This is a genomic window from Aeromonas sp. QDB39, from assembly GCF_027707585.1.
Lineage (GTDB): Bacteria > Pseudomonadota > Gammaproteobacteria > Enterobacterales > Aeromonadaceae > Aeromonas > Aeromonas hydrophila.
In genome coordinates this window covers 1-13,302 of the sequence record NZ_JAPCIV010000045.1, presented here as the reverse complement: position 1 = coordinate 13,302, position 13,302 = coordinate 1, and the positions used below count along the sequence as shown (strand labels likewise).

General features: G+C 62.9%; 13 protein-coding genes. 7 read left to right on the top strand and 6 right to left on the bottom strand.

What is annotated here, in order from left to right; genetic code table 11:
* Nucleotides 1-15: 15 nt before the first annotated feature.
* Nucleotides 16-1,626, bottom strand: coding sequence for a sensor domain-containing diguanylate cyclase (locus tag PG899_RS20685; RefSeq protein WP_077096471.1), 1,611 nt, complete (start codon nt 1,624-1,626; stop codon nt 16-18).
* A gap of 109 nt (nt 1,627-1,735) precedes the next feature.
* Here PG899_RS20685 and PG899_RS20680 point away from each other — a divergent pair, with 109 nt between their 5' ends.
* On the top strand, nt 1,736-2,176 hold the full coding sequence (locus tag PG899_RS20680; RefSeq protein WP_011707672.1) for a DUF2214 family protein: 441 nt from the start codon (nt 1,736-1,738) through the stop codon (nt 2,174-2,176).
* Nucleotides 2,177-2,324: 148 nt separating this feature from the next.
* Nucleotides 2,325-3,224, top strand: a complete 900-nt coding sequence (locus PG899_RS20675) for a DMT family transporter (RefSeq protein ID WP_029302553.1) — start codon at nt 2,325-2,327, stop codon at nt 3,222-3,224.
* 201 nt (nt 3,225-3,425) lie between these two features.
* On the opposite strand, the gene PG899_RS20670 is transcribed toward PG899_RS20675, so the two are convergent.
* Together PG899_RS20670 and PG899_RS20665 are read right to left on the bottom strand one after the other, a co-directional pair.
* A complete protein-coding gene (locus PG899_RS20670) occupies nt 3,426-4,283 on the bottom strand; it encodes an AraC family transcriptional regulator (RefSeq protein WP_043126659.1) in 858 nt (285 codons plus the stop codon).
* Nucleotides 4,280-4,765, bottom strand: coding sequence for a GNAT family N-acetyltransferase (locus PG899_RS20665; protein ID WP_017410779.1), 486 nt, complete (start codon nt 4,763-4,765; stop codon nt 4,280-4,282). Before PG899_RS20665 ends, PG899_RS20670 begins: the two co-directional genes overlap by 4 nt.
* A 163-nt stretch (nt 4,766-4,928) precedes the next feature.
* Between PG899_RS20665 and PG899_RS20660 the strand changes: the two genes are divergently transcribed.
* The gene (locus PG899_RS20660) at nt 4,929-6,377 is read left to right on the top strand and encodes a catalase (protein ID WP_016352245.1); all 1,449 of its coding nucleotides are present in this window, start codon (nt 4,929-4,931) and stop codon (nt 6,375-6,377) included.
* A 472-nt stretch (nt 6,378-6,849) separates the two neighbouring features.
* On the opposite strand, the gene PG899_RS20655 is transcribed toward PG899_RS20660, so the two are convergent.
* Nucleotides 6,850-7,176 carry a YnjH family protein gene (locus PG899_RS20655; RefSeq protein ID WP_043167897.1) on the bottom strand — a complete coding sequence of 109 codons (327 nt, stop codon included), beginning with the start codon at nt 7,174-7,176 and terminating at the stop codon, nt 6,850-6,852.
* 215 nt (nt 7,177-7,391) lie between these two features.
* Between PG899_RS20655 and PG899_RS20650 the strand changes: the two genes are divergently transcribed.
* On the top strand, nt 7,392-8,495 hold the full coding sequence (locus PG899_RS20650; protein ID WP_077096470.1) for a hypothetical protein: 1,104 nt from the start codon (nt 7,392-7,394) through the stop codon (nt 8,493-8,495).
* A 158-nt stretch (nt 8,496-8,653) separates the two neighbouring features.
* The gene (locus PG899_RS20645) at nt 8,654-9,427 is read left to right on the top strand and encodes a substrate-binding periplasmic protein (RefSeq protein ID WP_077096469.1); all 774 of its coding nucleotides are present in this window, start codon (nt 8,654-8,656) and stop codon (nt 9,425-9,427) included.
* A gap of 54 nt (nt 9,428-9,481) precedes the next feature.
* Here the strand turns inward: PG899_RS20645 and PG899_RS20640 are convergent, their stop codons facing one another.
* Complete coding sequence (locus PG899_RS20640; RefSeq protein WP_179101439.1) at nt 9,482-9,862, bottom strand: hypothetical protein; 381 nt, start codon at nt 9,860-9,862, stop codon at nt 9,482-9,484.
* 197 nt (nt 9,863-10,059) lie between these two features.
* On the opposite strand from PG899_RS20640, the gene PG899_RS20635 reads away from it, so the two are divergent.
* Entirely contained in the window at nt 10,060-11,439 is a 1,380-nt protein-coding gene (locus PG899_RS20635; RefSeq protein WP_077096467.1) for a bifunctional NUDIX hydrolase/phosphatase PAP2 family protein, read from the top strand.
* The gene (gene ydiK, locus PG899_RS20630) at nt 11,436-12,521 is read left to right on the top strand and encodes an AI-2E family transporter YdiK (RefSeq protein WP_164927759.1); all 1,086 of its coding nucleotides are present in this window, start codon (nt 11,436-11,438) and stop codon (nt 12,519-12,521) included. Before PG899_RS20635 ends, ydiK begins: the two co-directional genes overlap by 4 nt.
* 309 nt (nt 12,522-12,830) lie before the next feature.
* Here ydiK and PG899_RS20625 read toward each other — a convergent pair whose 3' ends face one another.
* Nucleotides 12,831-13,256 carry a hypothetical protein gene (locus tag PG899_RS20625; protein WP_270697607.1) on the bottom strand — a complete coding sequence of 142 codons (426 nt, stop codon included), beginning with the start codon at nt 13,254-13,256 and terminating at the stop codon, nt 12,831-12,833.
* Nucleotides 13,257-13,302: the final 46 nt, after the last annotated feature.

Here is a 13,302-nt window from a genome sequence, read left to right as displayed (position 1 = left end):
ATGAAGAAGAGGCCCTCAGGCCTCTTCCTTGCTCAGCAGTGCATCGTCGGCAGGGGGGGCATCCTCCTGTCTCTTCGCCTCCGGCTTGCCCAGATAGATGCGGTTCTTGCCGTCGCGTTTGGCCCGGTACACCTCGGCATCGGCGATCTCCAGCAGCGTCTTGCCATCCATCCCCGCCTGACTGGCCACCAGCCCGCCGCTGAAGGTGATCCTGAGCTCGGGCTCGCGCCAGTCCAGTGACTCCACCCCCTTGCGGAACTGCTCCAGCAGCATCTGGCAGAAGTGGATGTCCGGGTTGACCAGCAGCACCACCAGCTCCTCGCCACCGTAGCGACAGACCCAGCCGTGATCCCCCAGCAGTCGCATGCCCAGCTTGGACACCCGCTTGAGCACCACGTCCCCGGTCTGATGGCCGAAGGTGTCGTTGACCCGCTTGAAATCGTCCAGATCCACCATGGCCAGGCAGAACGGCTGATGCTCGAACAGCAGACGATTGACGCGTTCGTCGAAGAAACGGCGGTTGTAGAGGCCGGTCAGCTTGTCGAGGTTGGCCTGCTGGCGCGCCTCGTGATAATCCTTGCTCACCTCCGCCAGCTCGGCATAGACGTGTCTGAGCTCGCGCATCCCCCCCTGCGGCACGTCATCGGGCTGCATCCGACTCGCCCGGATCATGCTGGAGATCTCGTCGAGCATGCGGCGAAAATAGCGGGACCAGACCAGCGCCAGCATCATGTAGAGCACGCAGGCCAGCGCCACCATCAGCTGCACGTTGAGGGAGACCCGCTCCACCACCGCCATCACGCTGGCCGCCGGCTGCACGCTGATCAGCACCCAGTTGCGCTCGGGCAGCTTGCTGTAGGCCACGAATTGGCTGGATGCCTTGTCCAGAAAGATGCCGTCCTCCTGACTGAAGCGGGAGAGCCACTCGGGATGGGCCATGGGTTTGAGCAGTTGAGCAGTGTCAGGATGTGCCAGCACCTTGCCGGACTGGTTGACGACCATCTGGTAGCCGTCTCCCAGCTGGCGATTCAGCTGGGCGGAAAAGGGGGCCAGGATGGCATCCATCGCAAACACCCCGCGCACCTTGCCATCCCGGTCGGTCAGGGCCCGCGCCAAGGCGATCACCAGGTTGCCGTTGGTGTAGTCGTAATAGGGCTCGGTCCAGACCATCTTGCCCACGTGCTGGCTGGCCAGCTGATACCAGGGGCGAACCCTGGGATCGAAGTTGGCATCTGCCTGCCAGGCGGGGTAGATCAGCATCTGGCGTTCGGCGGTACCGATGTAGATGTAGACCAGGTCGGCCATGACCCCCTTGTAGAGCTGCCACTCCTTCAGATAGGTCTCGGTGTTGTGCAGACGGGGGCCGCTGATGTCCGCCACCTGCACCTGATCGTAGATGAGGGTGAACTGGCGTTCCATCTCGTGCAGATAGGGTTCGATGAAGACGTGGCGCAGCTGGTGATTGGTGGCGAGCAGGCGCTGCTGCAACTCGTTTTGCAGGCTGCGCTCCATGTGCAGGTAGTAGATACCCCCCAGCATCAATACCGGGATGAACAGCAGAAGCAGGCCCAGACGCATCCGGGCAACCAGGGACCAGGTTTTTTTGGAGACCGCTCGTTTATCCAATCCTGACTCCTGCTATTGCCAGACAACGCGTAGTGTCAGAATATCAGCAGCGCGAGATGGCGTCCAAAGGGAAGCTGACCATCTGCTCAACGAGAGGTAATCGACAAGGATGCTGAACCCGGATCTGTTGATGGCGCTGCACTACTGCGCCGTGATCACCCTGACCGGAGCGATCACCTCCGAATATTTTCTGTTCCGTCGCGGCATGTCCATCGAGCAGGTGCGCAAGCTGCTGCTGGCCGACGGCCTGGCGGCGCTGGCCCTGCTGCTCATCTTCATCACCGGGGTGTTGCAGGTCCTCGCCCACCCCGACGAGCCCTCCGTGCTGCTCGCCAATCCGGGCTACCGCACCAAGCTGCTGCTGTTCTGCGTGATGGCCATCAGCTTTGGCTATCCCAGCCGTCTCTTCTACCGCTGGCGCCGCTCCCTGCGCCAGGGGCGCGCCCCCATGGTTTCCATCCAGCAGCAGTTCTGGGTGATCTGGATCCTGCGCGGCAATCTGTTGCTGCTTGCCCTCATCCCCCTGCTGGCCGGCATCGCCAACGGTTGAGCCGCACGCTCTGTGGCAAGGCCGTGGGATAACCGTTCACACTGCCAACCTCATCGACAGCTAAAGACAAATCCCCCCGCGCACGGTTATCTTGGAGGCTGGAGTTTTGCGGCACGGCCCTGCCCGTCCGTCTTTCAGGGATGAATCTATGCGTTCGAACATGATGTTATTGATGGCCGCCGCCATCTGGGGGCTGGGCTTCGTGGCCCAGCGACTCGGGATGGACCACATGGGGCCTTACACCTTCAACGGCCTGCGCTTTCTGCTGGGGGCCGCCTCTCTGCTGCCGCTACTGTGGTGGCTCAAGTCCCGGCAACCTACCGCACAGCCCGGTGATCGGCGTCTGCTGCTGACCGGCGGCCTCATCGCCGGTACCGTGCTGTTCAGCGCCGCCTCGCTGCAACAGGTGGGGCTGCTCTACACCACGGCAGCCAAGGCGGGTTTCATTACCGGTCTCTACATCATACTGGTGCCGGTGATCGGGCTCGCCCTGCGCCACAAGACAGGGGCCAACACCTGGGTTGGCGCCCTCATCGCCATGGCGGGGCTCTACTACCTCAGCGTCACCGAGGATTTCACCATCGGCTACGGCGACCTGCTGCAGGTGGTGGGTGCCCTGTTCTGGGCCGTACACCTGCTGGTGCTGGATCACTACTCGAGCCGGGTCGCTCCCATTCGCCTCGCCGGCGTTCAGTTCGTGGTGTGCGGCCTGCTCAGTCTGGGCACGGCGCTGGTTATCGAGACCCCCAGTCTGAGCGGCGCGGTGGCCGGCTGGCAGGCCCTGCTCTATGCCGGCCTGGTGTCGGTTGGGGTGGGCTACACCCTGCAGGTGGTGGGGCAGCGCGGCGCCCATCCGGCTCATGCCGCCATCATCCTTAGCCTGGAGACGGTGTTCGCCGCCATCGGTGGCGTGCTGTTGCTGGGGGAAACCCTCGACGAGCGGGCCATGGTGGGCTGCGCCCTGATGCTGGCAGGTATGCTGATCTCCCAGATCCGGCTGCGCTGGTGGTGGAAGTCTCGGCGGGACAAGGTGCCCAGCCAGCCCTAGCCGAGTGGGCCAGCTTCGGCCTGTCGTCTGATGCTGGCCCATATGCCTGATCTCCCAGATCAGGCTGCGTTGGTGGTGGAAATCCCGGCGGGACAAGGTGCCCAGCCAGCCCTGATACGGTCGCAGCCGACAGCGCAAGCGACCGGTCTCCATCCCAAATAAAACGAGGCGCCCAGGGCGCCTCGTTTTATGGCCGCACGCCTAGCGCACGCTGGAGCAGAAGCTCACGTCGTCGCGCAGGGGATCGTTGCTCACGCTGTGGTAGAGCTCGAAGCAGGGGCCGCTGCCAAACTCCAGCCCGGCTGCCACTATGTCACCCACATGCTCCTGCCAGCGCGGTCCGTACTGGTTGCGGTCGGTGATGAGGTAACGGGACTGGGCATAACGGCCAGCCGGAATGAGCTGGGTCTCTACCTCGCCCTCACCCCGGGTCTGGGGCGGCACAGTGATGCCGATGTCGGTGCGGCACTGGGCCGGCGGCGTCACCTCCGGGTTGTCGTGGTAGATGAAGATCCACTCCCCGCCCTCCAGCCCGCGCGCAGCGGCCCACTGGTGCAGGCGGCCACAGACGGCATCATAACCCTCGCCATAGGGACCGGTGACCCGGATATAGGCCAGGGTGCGGGCGTCCATCTCGACAGTTTTCATGGTGTTGCTCCTTGCTGATGAGTGGCCTTCAGCATAAGGGGACGGGCCATCCCATGCGTGTCCATCCTTGCTCTCCAGGTGTCCATTCTTGCTCTTGTCACTGCGAAACGCGCCCGGTGTGCAGCCATAGTAGCGACGAAAGGCCTTGGCAAACGCCTGGGAGCTGCCTAGCCCCGCCCCCAGTGCGATGGCGGTGATGCTGGCATCGGTGTAGCGCAATTGCCAGGCGGCCCGCTGCATCCGCAAGCGCCGGCACATCTCCCCCGGCGCCTCGCCCGCCACGGCGGTGAACACCCGGTGAAAATGGTAGAGGGAGAGGCAGGCCCGCTCCGCCAGCGCCTCGATGGAGAGATCCGGATCCTGCTCCAGCGCCCGCAGCACCGGGATGAGCCGGCGGCGGTAGTCGATCATGGCCGGATCCTCGCCATGTAGAGGGCATCCACGTACTCCCCCTGACGAAAGGCGTAGCCACGGGCCAGCCCCTCCTCGACGAAACCGAACTTGCGATAGAGCGCCAGTGCCCCCTGATTGTCGGTGTAGACGGTGAGCTCGACGCGTTGCAGGTTGAGCCAGTTGTCGGCCATCTCCAGCGCGGCCCCCAGCAGGGCGGAGCCCACTCCCTTGCCGGCCCAGTCGTCCCGCACCCCCATGCCGATACAGGCCACGTGCTTGCGCCTGGGGTTGGGCTCCATATGCAGCGAGAGCTGGCCCACCAGCAGGCCGTCGACTTCGGCCACCAGCGCCACCACGCTGCCGCTCTCCAGCCGCTTCTGCCAGACGCCCAGGGTTGGATAGGGCAGTTGCAGGGTGCCCGCCTGGGCGTTGGGCATGGCATAGAGATCCCGCAAGGCGGGGGCATCGGCCGGTTCGGCGTGACGAATGGTGATCTGCATCTGAGGCTCCTTCTCGAAAACCTCATCATGCAGCATCAGAAGGGTCCGGTCATCCCCCCAGCCCCACCCATTTGTGATGCCTATCAAAGGGCGAGGGAGGGCCCATTGGTGCCCTGGTTTTTCCTTGTTATAGACTCAAGGCTCACCAACAAGGAGAAGCACCATGAACGACAAGACCCTGCACAGTGCCAATGGCGCCCCCGTTGTCGACAACAACAACAGTCTCACCGCTGGCCCCCGCGGCCCGGTGCTGATGCAAGACATCTGGTTGATGGAAAAGTTGGCTCACTTCGATCGGGAACGGATCCCGGAGCGGGTGGTTCACGCTAAAGGCTCGGGCGCCTACGGCACCTTTACCGTGACCCATGACATCAGCGCCTTCAGCAAGGCCGACCTGTTCAATGCCGTCGGCAAGCAGACCCCGGTGTTCCTGCGCTTCTCCACCGTGGCCGGTGAGAAGGGCGCCGCCGACGCAGAACGCGACGTGCGCGGCTTCGCCCTCAAGTTTTACACCGAGCAGGGCAACTGGGACCTGGTGGGCAACAACACCCCGGTGTTCTTCATTCGCGATCCGCTGAAATTCCCCGACTTCATCCACACCCAGAAGCGGGATCCGCGCACCAACCTGCGCAGCGCCACCGCCGCCTGGGACTTCTGGTCCCGCCATCCCGAGTCCCTGCATCAGGTCACCATACTGTTCAGCGATCGCGGCATCCCCAAGAGCCTGCGCGAGATGAACGGCTACGGCAGCCACACCTTCAGCTTCATCAACGACGCCAACGAGCGCTTCTGGGTCAAGTTCCACTTCAAGACCGAGCAGGGCCACAGCTTCTACACCGATGAAGAGGCCGCCACCGCCGTCGGTCAGGATCGGGAGACCAGTCAGGCCGACCTGTTCAACGCCATCGAACGGGGCGACTTCCCGCGCTGGAAGGTCTATGTGCAGGTGATGCCGGAGGCCGAGGCCCAGACCTACCAGATCCATCCGTTCGACCTCACCAAGGTGTGGCCGCACAGCGACTACCCGCTGATCCCGGTCGGCGTGCTGGAGCTCAACCAGAACCCGGACAACTACTTCGCCCACGTGGAGCAGGCCGCCTTCACCCCGGCCAACGTGGTGCCCGGCATCGGCTTCTCGCCGGATCGCATGCTGCAGGGCCGGCTGTTCTCCTACGGTGACACCCAGCGCTATCGCCTCGGCGTCAACCACGGCCTGCTGCCGGTCAACGCCCCGCGCTGCCCGTTCCACCACGGTGCCCACCGCGACGGAGCCATGCGGGCCGACAGCAACGGCGGCGCCAGCCCCAACTACCAACCGAACCGCTTCGGCACCCAGCAGCCGAGCGAGCAGCACGAGCCGGCGCTGAGCCTGGAAGGGGCCGCCCTGCACTACGATTTTCGCGACTACGACAGCGACTACTACAGCCAGCCGGGCAACCTGTTCCGGATCATGGACGAAGGGCAGCGCTCGCGCCTCGCCGCCAACCTGGCGCGTTCCCTCGTCAACGTGGAGGATGACGCCATCGTCGCGGCCCAGCTCAAGCACTTCGAGCAGGCCGACCCCGAGTACGCCAAGCGGGTCGAGCTGGCGCTGGCCGCCCTGCAGCGCTAAGTCGCAGGCAGCCAACATCTGCAAAAGCAAAACGGGGGCCTGCTGGCCCCCGTTCTCGTCATGACGGTATTTGATAAATAGAAAAACGGAGCCCAGGGCTCCGTTTTCACTGCTTCATCAGTCCCGGACGCAGCGCCCTCGCGCTCTTCCCGCTCCCTTGCCAACAGGCGTTTGTGCCACCCGTTACGGCAACCATGCTGTGCATAGGAAGAGTGTCACAGTGATCGTCTGCGGTGATGAATAAAAAACAGAGCCCAAGGCTCTGTTTTCACTGCTGTATCAATCCCGGACGGAACGCGCTTCGCGCTCTTCCCGCTCCCTTGCCAACAGGCGTTTGTACCACCAGCTACTGCGACGACGTTGTGCATTGGAAGAGCGACGAGCCATTTCTTAGGTTCCAGCCAAGAGAGGAAAAGAGCCGCATTATGCGATAGAGGTCACGTCCATGTCTTTAGCTGGATCAAGAAAAGCCTCACTGACCGACGCTGATGGTACCGCTCTTCGTCGCCTTGCCGGCCGCATCCGACGCCCTTTGCGGCTCGCGCCAGGCCAGTGGCCCGTTGCTCTCCAGCTCGTTTTGCGGGGCGCACTCCAGCCAGCTGTCGCCCTGCTGGATCCTGGCCCCCAGCGAATATTTCTGATCCTGATACCAGCAGACTCGCTCCGGCAGCGAGCCCAGCGGCAACACCAGTTCGGCTCCCACTTCCGCCCGCTTTGGCTCTGCCGCCACGCCGGTGCCGGTCGCACCGCCCAGCAGCGCCAGCCACAGCCAGCCACCTACCCTCTTGCCCAGATACATGATGTCTCTCCTCACTCGATAGAAGGTTCAGGCGACCGGAAACGACACAAACTTGATTAATAAGCAGCGCCCTCGCTGGCATTCCCAAGCCAATATGATAGCCTGCCAGCGCCTGCTCATACCCGTCAAAACAGGTGCAGGAAAACCCCGGTGGATTTGTCGGTTCTCGACGAATATAACCTTATTAATCAAATCGTTATTTGGATATTATCCCAATGCGTATCATGCCGTTGCTCCAGGCGGCCTGCCTGAGCCTGATGTTGTCCGCCTGCGTCGCCCCCCTGTTGATGATGAGCCCCACCAGCCAGCTGATGTGGGCCCTGCTCAAACCCCTGGTCGGCTTCGATCCCAATGAAGCCAATCTGTTTGAACAGCCGCTGATCAAGGACCGGATGACCAGCATCCTCGGCCCCAATTACGACAGCACCATGCAGTTGCTCAAGACCGCCAACGAGCTGCAGCAGGAGGGGCCGCTGTTCTACGTGGTCTCCCGCTACGCCCCCGTGCCGGACGTCGCCAAGCAGGCCGGCATGGTGTGGAACTCACAGACCAACCAGATGTCCGTCATGCTGCTCAAGGGGGACGGTACGCCCCAGGTCTTTGGCGAGAACCTGGCGGCCAGCGCCCCGAGCTGGCCAACCGAGATGCAGAACTGGCAGACGCAGGGCAATCCGGCAACCAGCGCGCTCACCGGCGCCACCAACAGTCTGACTGGCTCGGCGACCAAGAGCCTGACCGGCGCCGCCACCACCAGCTCGGTATTTGGCAGCGTGTTGGGCTCCCTGCAGCAGGGCGCCAGCAAGACCATGGCTGACACCACCAAGCAGGTCGTGAACGGCGCCGCTACCTCGGCCCAGCAACAGGCCGGCAAGGCGGCCAGCAGCGCCACTGCCACCGTGCAGCAGCAGGCCACCAAGGCCGTGACCGAACCGGCCAAGCAAGCAGTCAGCAACGCCACCGTGCAGCAACAAGCTGCCAAGGCCGTGGCCGAGCCGGCCAAGCAGGCGGCCAGCAGCGCCACTGCCACCGTGCAGCAGCAGGCCACCAAGGCCGTGACCGAACCGGCCAAGCAGGCAGTCAGCAGCGCCACTGCCACCGTGCAGCAGCAGGCCACCAAGGCCGTGGCCGAGCCGGCCAAGCAGGCTGTCAGCAGCGCCACTGCCACCGTACAGCAGCAGGCCACCAAGGCCGTGGTCGAGCCCGCCAAGCAGGCGGTCAGCAGCGCCACCGCTACCGCAACAACGGCGGCGGATGCGGCTGCCAAGGCCGAGGCCGCGCGCGCCGCTGCCGAAGCCGAGATGGAAGCCCTGCTCAAGTAAGCCCCTCACCAGGCCATCGCAAGATGGCCTGGCTGTTTTCCACCCCCTCGCTCCCCACCACAACCCCTCACCGCCCACGCTACCGGGCGCGGGAAATCATGAACTTCTCGACATAGCCCCCTAAACTGGAAAGACGATTTGTTGCAAGGAGTGCTGCCATGTCGCGTCTGCTCAGCCTGATGATCTGCTGCTGTCTTGGCACAGCCCTGCCCGCCTCGGCGTTCACCTATTACTCCGAGCAGAACATGCCGTTCAACGGCCAGGATGAGCAGGGCAACAGCACCGGCCTGGCGGTGGAGCTGCTGAGGCTGATGTGGCAGGAGATGGGCGAGCCGGAGCAGCCCATCCACTTCATGCCCTGGGCCAAGGCCTGGTATCTGCTGACCCAGCAGCCGGATGCGGTGCTGTTCACCACAGCCCACACCCAGGCACGGGATCCGCACTTTCTCTGGGTCTGCCCCATCAGCCACTCGCGGGTCTCGCTGGTAGGGCGCAAGCGGGATGCCCCCAAGGTGACCGGCAAGGCCGATCTGACCAAGCTGCAGATCGGGGTCATGCAGGCGGACGTGGGGGAGCAGCTGCTGCTCAACCGGGGCATCAGCCCCACCAACCTGATGTCGGTGGAACGCATGGATCAGGTGGTGCGCCAGCTCATCATGGCCCGCACCGATCTGGTGGCCGGCAACGAGGTCATGCTGTTCCACCAGGCAAGGCAGCTCGGCTTTTCATCCGATACCTTCGTCACCGTCGCCACCCTGGCGGATCAGGACAACTGCTTCGCCTTCAACCCGGCGGCGGACAAACAGCAGGTCGCCCGCCTGCAGCAGGCGCTCGACAAGGTCAGACAGGGGGAGGCCTTCAAGCGCCTCATCGCCCGCTATCAGGATGTGGTCCAGTCACCACCGGCGGATCACCTGCCCACGATCGAATAAACCCAAGATGCAAACAGGCCACCCGAAGGTGGCCTGTTTCATGGTGCGATCAGCTCACTGGAAGTGGTGGTCGTGATCGGGCTTCTTGGTCTGGGCACTTTCGCTGTGCTCGATGGCGGTACGGATGAGGTCCACCCCGGCACGGATGATCAAGACCCCCATGTTGACCAGCTTGACGCAGACCCACATGAAGGTGATGAGCAGGATCAGCTTGAGCACGGTCTGGAACGCCTCCAGGAAGTTCTGCTCCAACTGGCCGGTCAGACCGCTGGCGCTGGTCATCAGCCAGGTGTAAACCTCGCGCACGAAGGGGATGCGGCTCGGCATCTCCAGCACGTCCAGCGCGGCAGGCAGGGCCTGGAAGATGACGATGCTGCCGAACAGGATCAGGATGACGCCGATGGCGATACCCAGAAAAAAGCCAAACTGTTTCATGGAAGGTCCCAAGGTTTGCTGCATGAAAATAACATAGCTGCCAATACTAGGGACTGCCTCTCCCCACGGCAATCCTTGCGCAGCCAGCCGGCCCCTCGTCAGGCCGCCCCAAGTCGCGAAGCCAGACCGGAAACCATTGCCCAACTATCTGATTTCTGTGACGCTTGTGCCCATTCTCCCTCACTCGTCAGGCGGTCATGTCGCGCTACTGTTTTTTGCTGTTCTGTCTTCTGTTGGCGGGATTGCCCGCCCTGGCCGCGCCAAGCGCAGCCGTCTGCGTCGTCAAACATCAACAACAGCTGTTGCTGGTACAGGACAGGGTCTCGTCCCGCTACAGCCTGACCGGCGGCTACATAGACGCGGGCGAGACGCCGCAACAGGCGGCGCTGCGGGAGCTGTACGAAGAGACTGGCCTGCGGGGTCGGGTCATCGCCGAGCTGGGCTCATGGCAGCGCGCCTTGCTGTTTGCTTGCCAGACTCTGGAACCCATTCGCGCACAGACCGGTTCTGGCTTTGTCTCCCTGCTGCAGGCCCCCAATCTGGGCGGCGAGATCCTCAATGCCAGGCTGATCGCTCCGGCCCGGTTGCCGGATGATCAGCGCCGCTTTCCGGCGCAGCTCGACTGGCTGGCACCCCAACTGGCCGCCATTCCCGACAGCCCAGTGCTGTGGCAGCCCGATTTTCGTGGCGAGGGCAATGCACTGCACCAAATGGAAGTGCCGCTTATCCACCAGCTGCAGACCTGGCTCGGTGCTCAGGTGCGCTGGCTCGAAGTCAGCAACCTGTTCGGTTCAGCCGCCTTTCAGCTTGCCCTGCTACCCTTGCTGCTGCCCTGGCTGGGCTGGCCCCGGGTGCGCCAGTTGCTGCTGGCCATGCTGACCCTCACCGTGCTGGTGCAGCTGGCCAAGGAGGGGATTGGCTGGCCCAGACCCTTCCACCTCGATCCCGCGCTGGCACAAGGCAGCGCCCAGGGCTTCGGCATGCCGAGCGGCCACGCCGCCTCGGCACTGCTGTTCTGGGGCGCATTGCTCAGAGGGTGCTGGCCCGCCAACCCCTGGCGCAGCACCACCCTGGCTCTGCTGCTGGCGGCCCTGACCGGGCTGGCCCGGGTCTGGCTCGGGGTTCACTTCCTGTCGGATGTGGCGGCCGGCCTGCTGCTTGGCGCATTGCTGCTGGCCCTGCATCCCCGCCTCGCCAACCTGGCGGCCAAGCCGTGGAGCTGGGCCGGGCTCACCTTCGCCTGCGCGCTGGCCGCCGGGTGGAGCCAATCCTCGGCGCTGGCGGGCCTGGCCACCTTCAGTCTGGGGCTGACCCTCGGCATGATGTTGCCGCTGCCGCGCACGGTGCAGACTGGCTGGCGCACCCCGCTGCTGGCGCTGCTCGGCGGCCTGCCGCTGGGGGCGCTCTGGTGGGTGCTGCCGCTCTGGCTGACCAGCTCCTGGCTTATCCTGCTCGGCCAGTGGCTGCTTTATTGTTGCCTGGGGCTCTGGTTGAGCGCCGGCCTCTGGTGGATACTCTCACTCGTGAATAATGACCCGCTACCCAAGGGCCCAGGCCCTGACAAGGGATTGCTATGAATATGAAAAAAGTGGATTTGGCCAAGATAACCCTGGGAGTACTGTTCCTCAGCCTCCTCATCGTCTCCTGCTTCATGGTGCTGCGCCCCTTCCTGCCCGCCCTGGTGTGGGCCACCATGATCACCATCGCTACCTGGCCACTGATGCTGATGGTGCAGCGCCTGCTGTGGGGCAAGCGCGCCCTGGCGGCCCTCAGCATGACCCTGGTACTGCTGCTGATGTTCGTCATTCCGCTGTTCATGGCGCTGGCCAACGTGGCGGAGAAGGCCCCCATGCTGATTGAACTCGGCACCACCATCAGCCACTCCCCGCCGCCCGAGCTGCTCTGGCTACAGCAGGTTCCGCTGGTGGGCGGCAAGCTCTATGACTTCTGGCAGCAAATTCTGGCGAGCGGTGGCCAGGTCCTGTTTGCCAAGCTGGCCCCTTATTTTGGCCAGACCGCCCGCTGGCTCGCCTCCCAGGCGGGCAACCTGGGGCTGCTGTTCGTCCACTTCCTGTTGACCGTCGGCATCTGCGGCCTGCTCTACCACTCGGGTGAAGTGGTGGCGACCGGCATTCGCCGTTTCGCCCACCGGCTGGCCGGCGAGCGTGGCGACAACGCCACCGTGCTCGCTTCACAGGCGATCCGCGCCGTGGCCATGGGGGTCGTCGTGACCGCACTGGTGCAATCCTCGGTGGCGGGATTGGGTCTGCTGATTGCCGGCATCCCCTACACCATGATCCTGGTGGTGGTGATGTTCCTGCTGATCGTCGCCCAGATCGGCCCCTTCCCGGTGCTGCTGGCCTGTGTCGGCTACCTCTACTGGAGCGGTGACACCACCTGGGGCACCTTCCTGCTGGTCTGGTCGCTGCTGGCGGGCACCATGGACAACTTCCTGCGACCCTTCCTGATCAAGCGCGGCGCCGACCTGCCGCTCATTCTCATCCTGGTGGGGGTTATCGGCGGCTTGCTGGCGATGGGGATCATCGGCCTCTTTATCGGCCCTGTGGTGCTGGCGGTGGGCTACACCCTGCTGGATGCCTGGATCAAGGAAGACGACCAACCGGCGGCCGCGGCGGTGGAAGCGCCCAAGGCCCAATAACGATTCACTAAAAAGACGATTCAGTAACAAGGCGATTCAGCCATCCATCACTGATACAAAGAGCCGCCCATCGGGCGGCTCTTATATTTATCACCGCCCCATGCAGCTTCGATTGGAGAAGCGTGACCGGACGATCGAGATGCCGCTATCCCCTAGTTTCCGTGAATCGGCGGCATCTGGCAGAGGCGGAATGCGGGGGACTGTTATAGCTGGAGAATTGATTTACGTGAACGTCCGATTACGCCTCACGGCTAATCGGACCTACGGGCTGGACACTGCGCGTGTTGCCAGCCCCTCTTGAAGTGCTTGTTAATTTGCGGTTTCTATATTAATTGATTCATCCTCGATGCGAGGTGTCGATGGGAACTCTACTAAACCAACAGTTTCAACTAGTAATTTTCTGCATTGAGCCGCAAAGGCTGCATCGTTTGATTCCTTCACATAATGAACCACTCTAAATAAATCTGGAGTATGTACTAACGCAGTAGAGCTTGTTTTTGATGATAATAGACATTTATCAGTAAATGGTTGGTCTCTATCTGAAATTGGCTTTAATCTATACGCATTACCAAATAGCACCCCCTTTGCGGGGCTAGATACTTCATCACGTTCTAAGTCTTCATGGATATTTAGCGCTAACTGTCGTAGCTTTGTGATGTTAATCGCTTTGTTATCTTTACCTTCTGCCTCACCAATTAATCGGCCGGTAATCCCCCCATTTTTAGGGGCATTCAAAAGTAGAGGTCATGCGGCCTGTGCCAGACGCTGTTTCGGCGTGTAG

Bases quoted from the DNA above. Each gene is read 5' to 3' on its own strand.
- PG899_RS20680 (WP_011707672.1), top strand. From the start codon at position 1,736: ATGCTGAACCCGGATCTGTTGATGGCGCTGCACTACTGCGCCGTGATC.
- PG899_RS20675 (WP_029302553.1), top strand. From the start codon at position 2,325: ATGCGTTCGAACATGATGTTATTGATGGCCGCCGCCATCTGGGGGCTG.
- PG899_RS20670 (WP_043126659.1), bottom strand. From the start codon at position 4,283: ATGATCGACTACCGCCGCCGGCTCATCCCGGTGCTGCGGGCGCTGGAG.
- PG899_RS20665 (WP_017410779.1), bottom strand. From the start codon at position 4,765: ATGCAGATCACCATTCGTCACGCCGAACCGGCCGATGCCCCCGCCTTG.
- PG899_RS20660 (WP_016352245.1), top strand. From the start codon at position 4,929: ATGAACGACAAGACCCTGCACAGTGCCAATGGCGCCCCCGTTGTCGAC.
- PG899_RS20655 (WP_043167897.1), bottom strand. From the start codon at position 7,176: ATGTATCTGGGCAAGAGGGTAGGTGGCTGGCTGTGGCTGGCGCTGCTG.
- PG899_RS20650 (WP_077096470.1), top strand. From the start codon at position 7,392: ATGCGTATCATGCCGTTGCTCCAGGCGGCCTGCCTGAGCCTGATGTTG.
- PG899_RS20645 (WP_077096469.1), top strand. From the start codon at position 8,654: ATGTCGCGTCTGCTCAGCCTGATGATCTGCTGCTGTCTTGGCACAGCC.
- PG899_RS20640 (WP_179101439.1), bottom strand. From the start codon at position 9,862: ATGAAACAGTTTGGCTTTTTTCTGGGTATCGCCATCGGCGTCATCCTG.
- PG899_RS20635 (WP_077096467.1), top strand. From the start codon at position 10,060: ATGTCGCGCTACTGTTTTTTGCTGTTCTGTCTTCTGTTGGCGGGATTG.
- ydiK (WP_164927759.1), top strand. From the start codon at position 11,436: ATGAATATGAAAAAAGTGGATTTGGCCAAGATAACCCTGGGAGTACTG.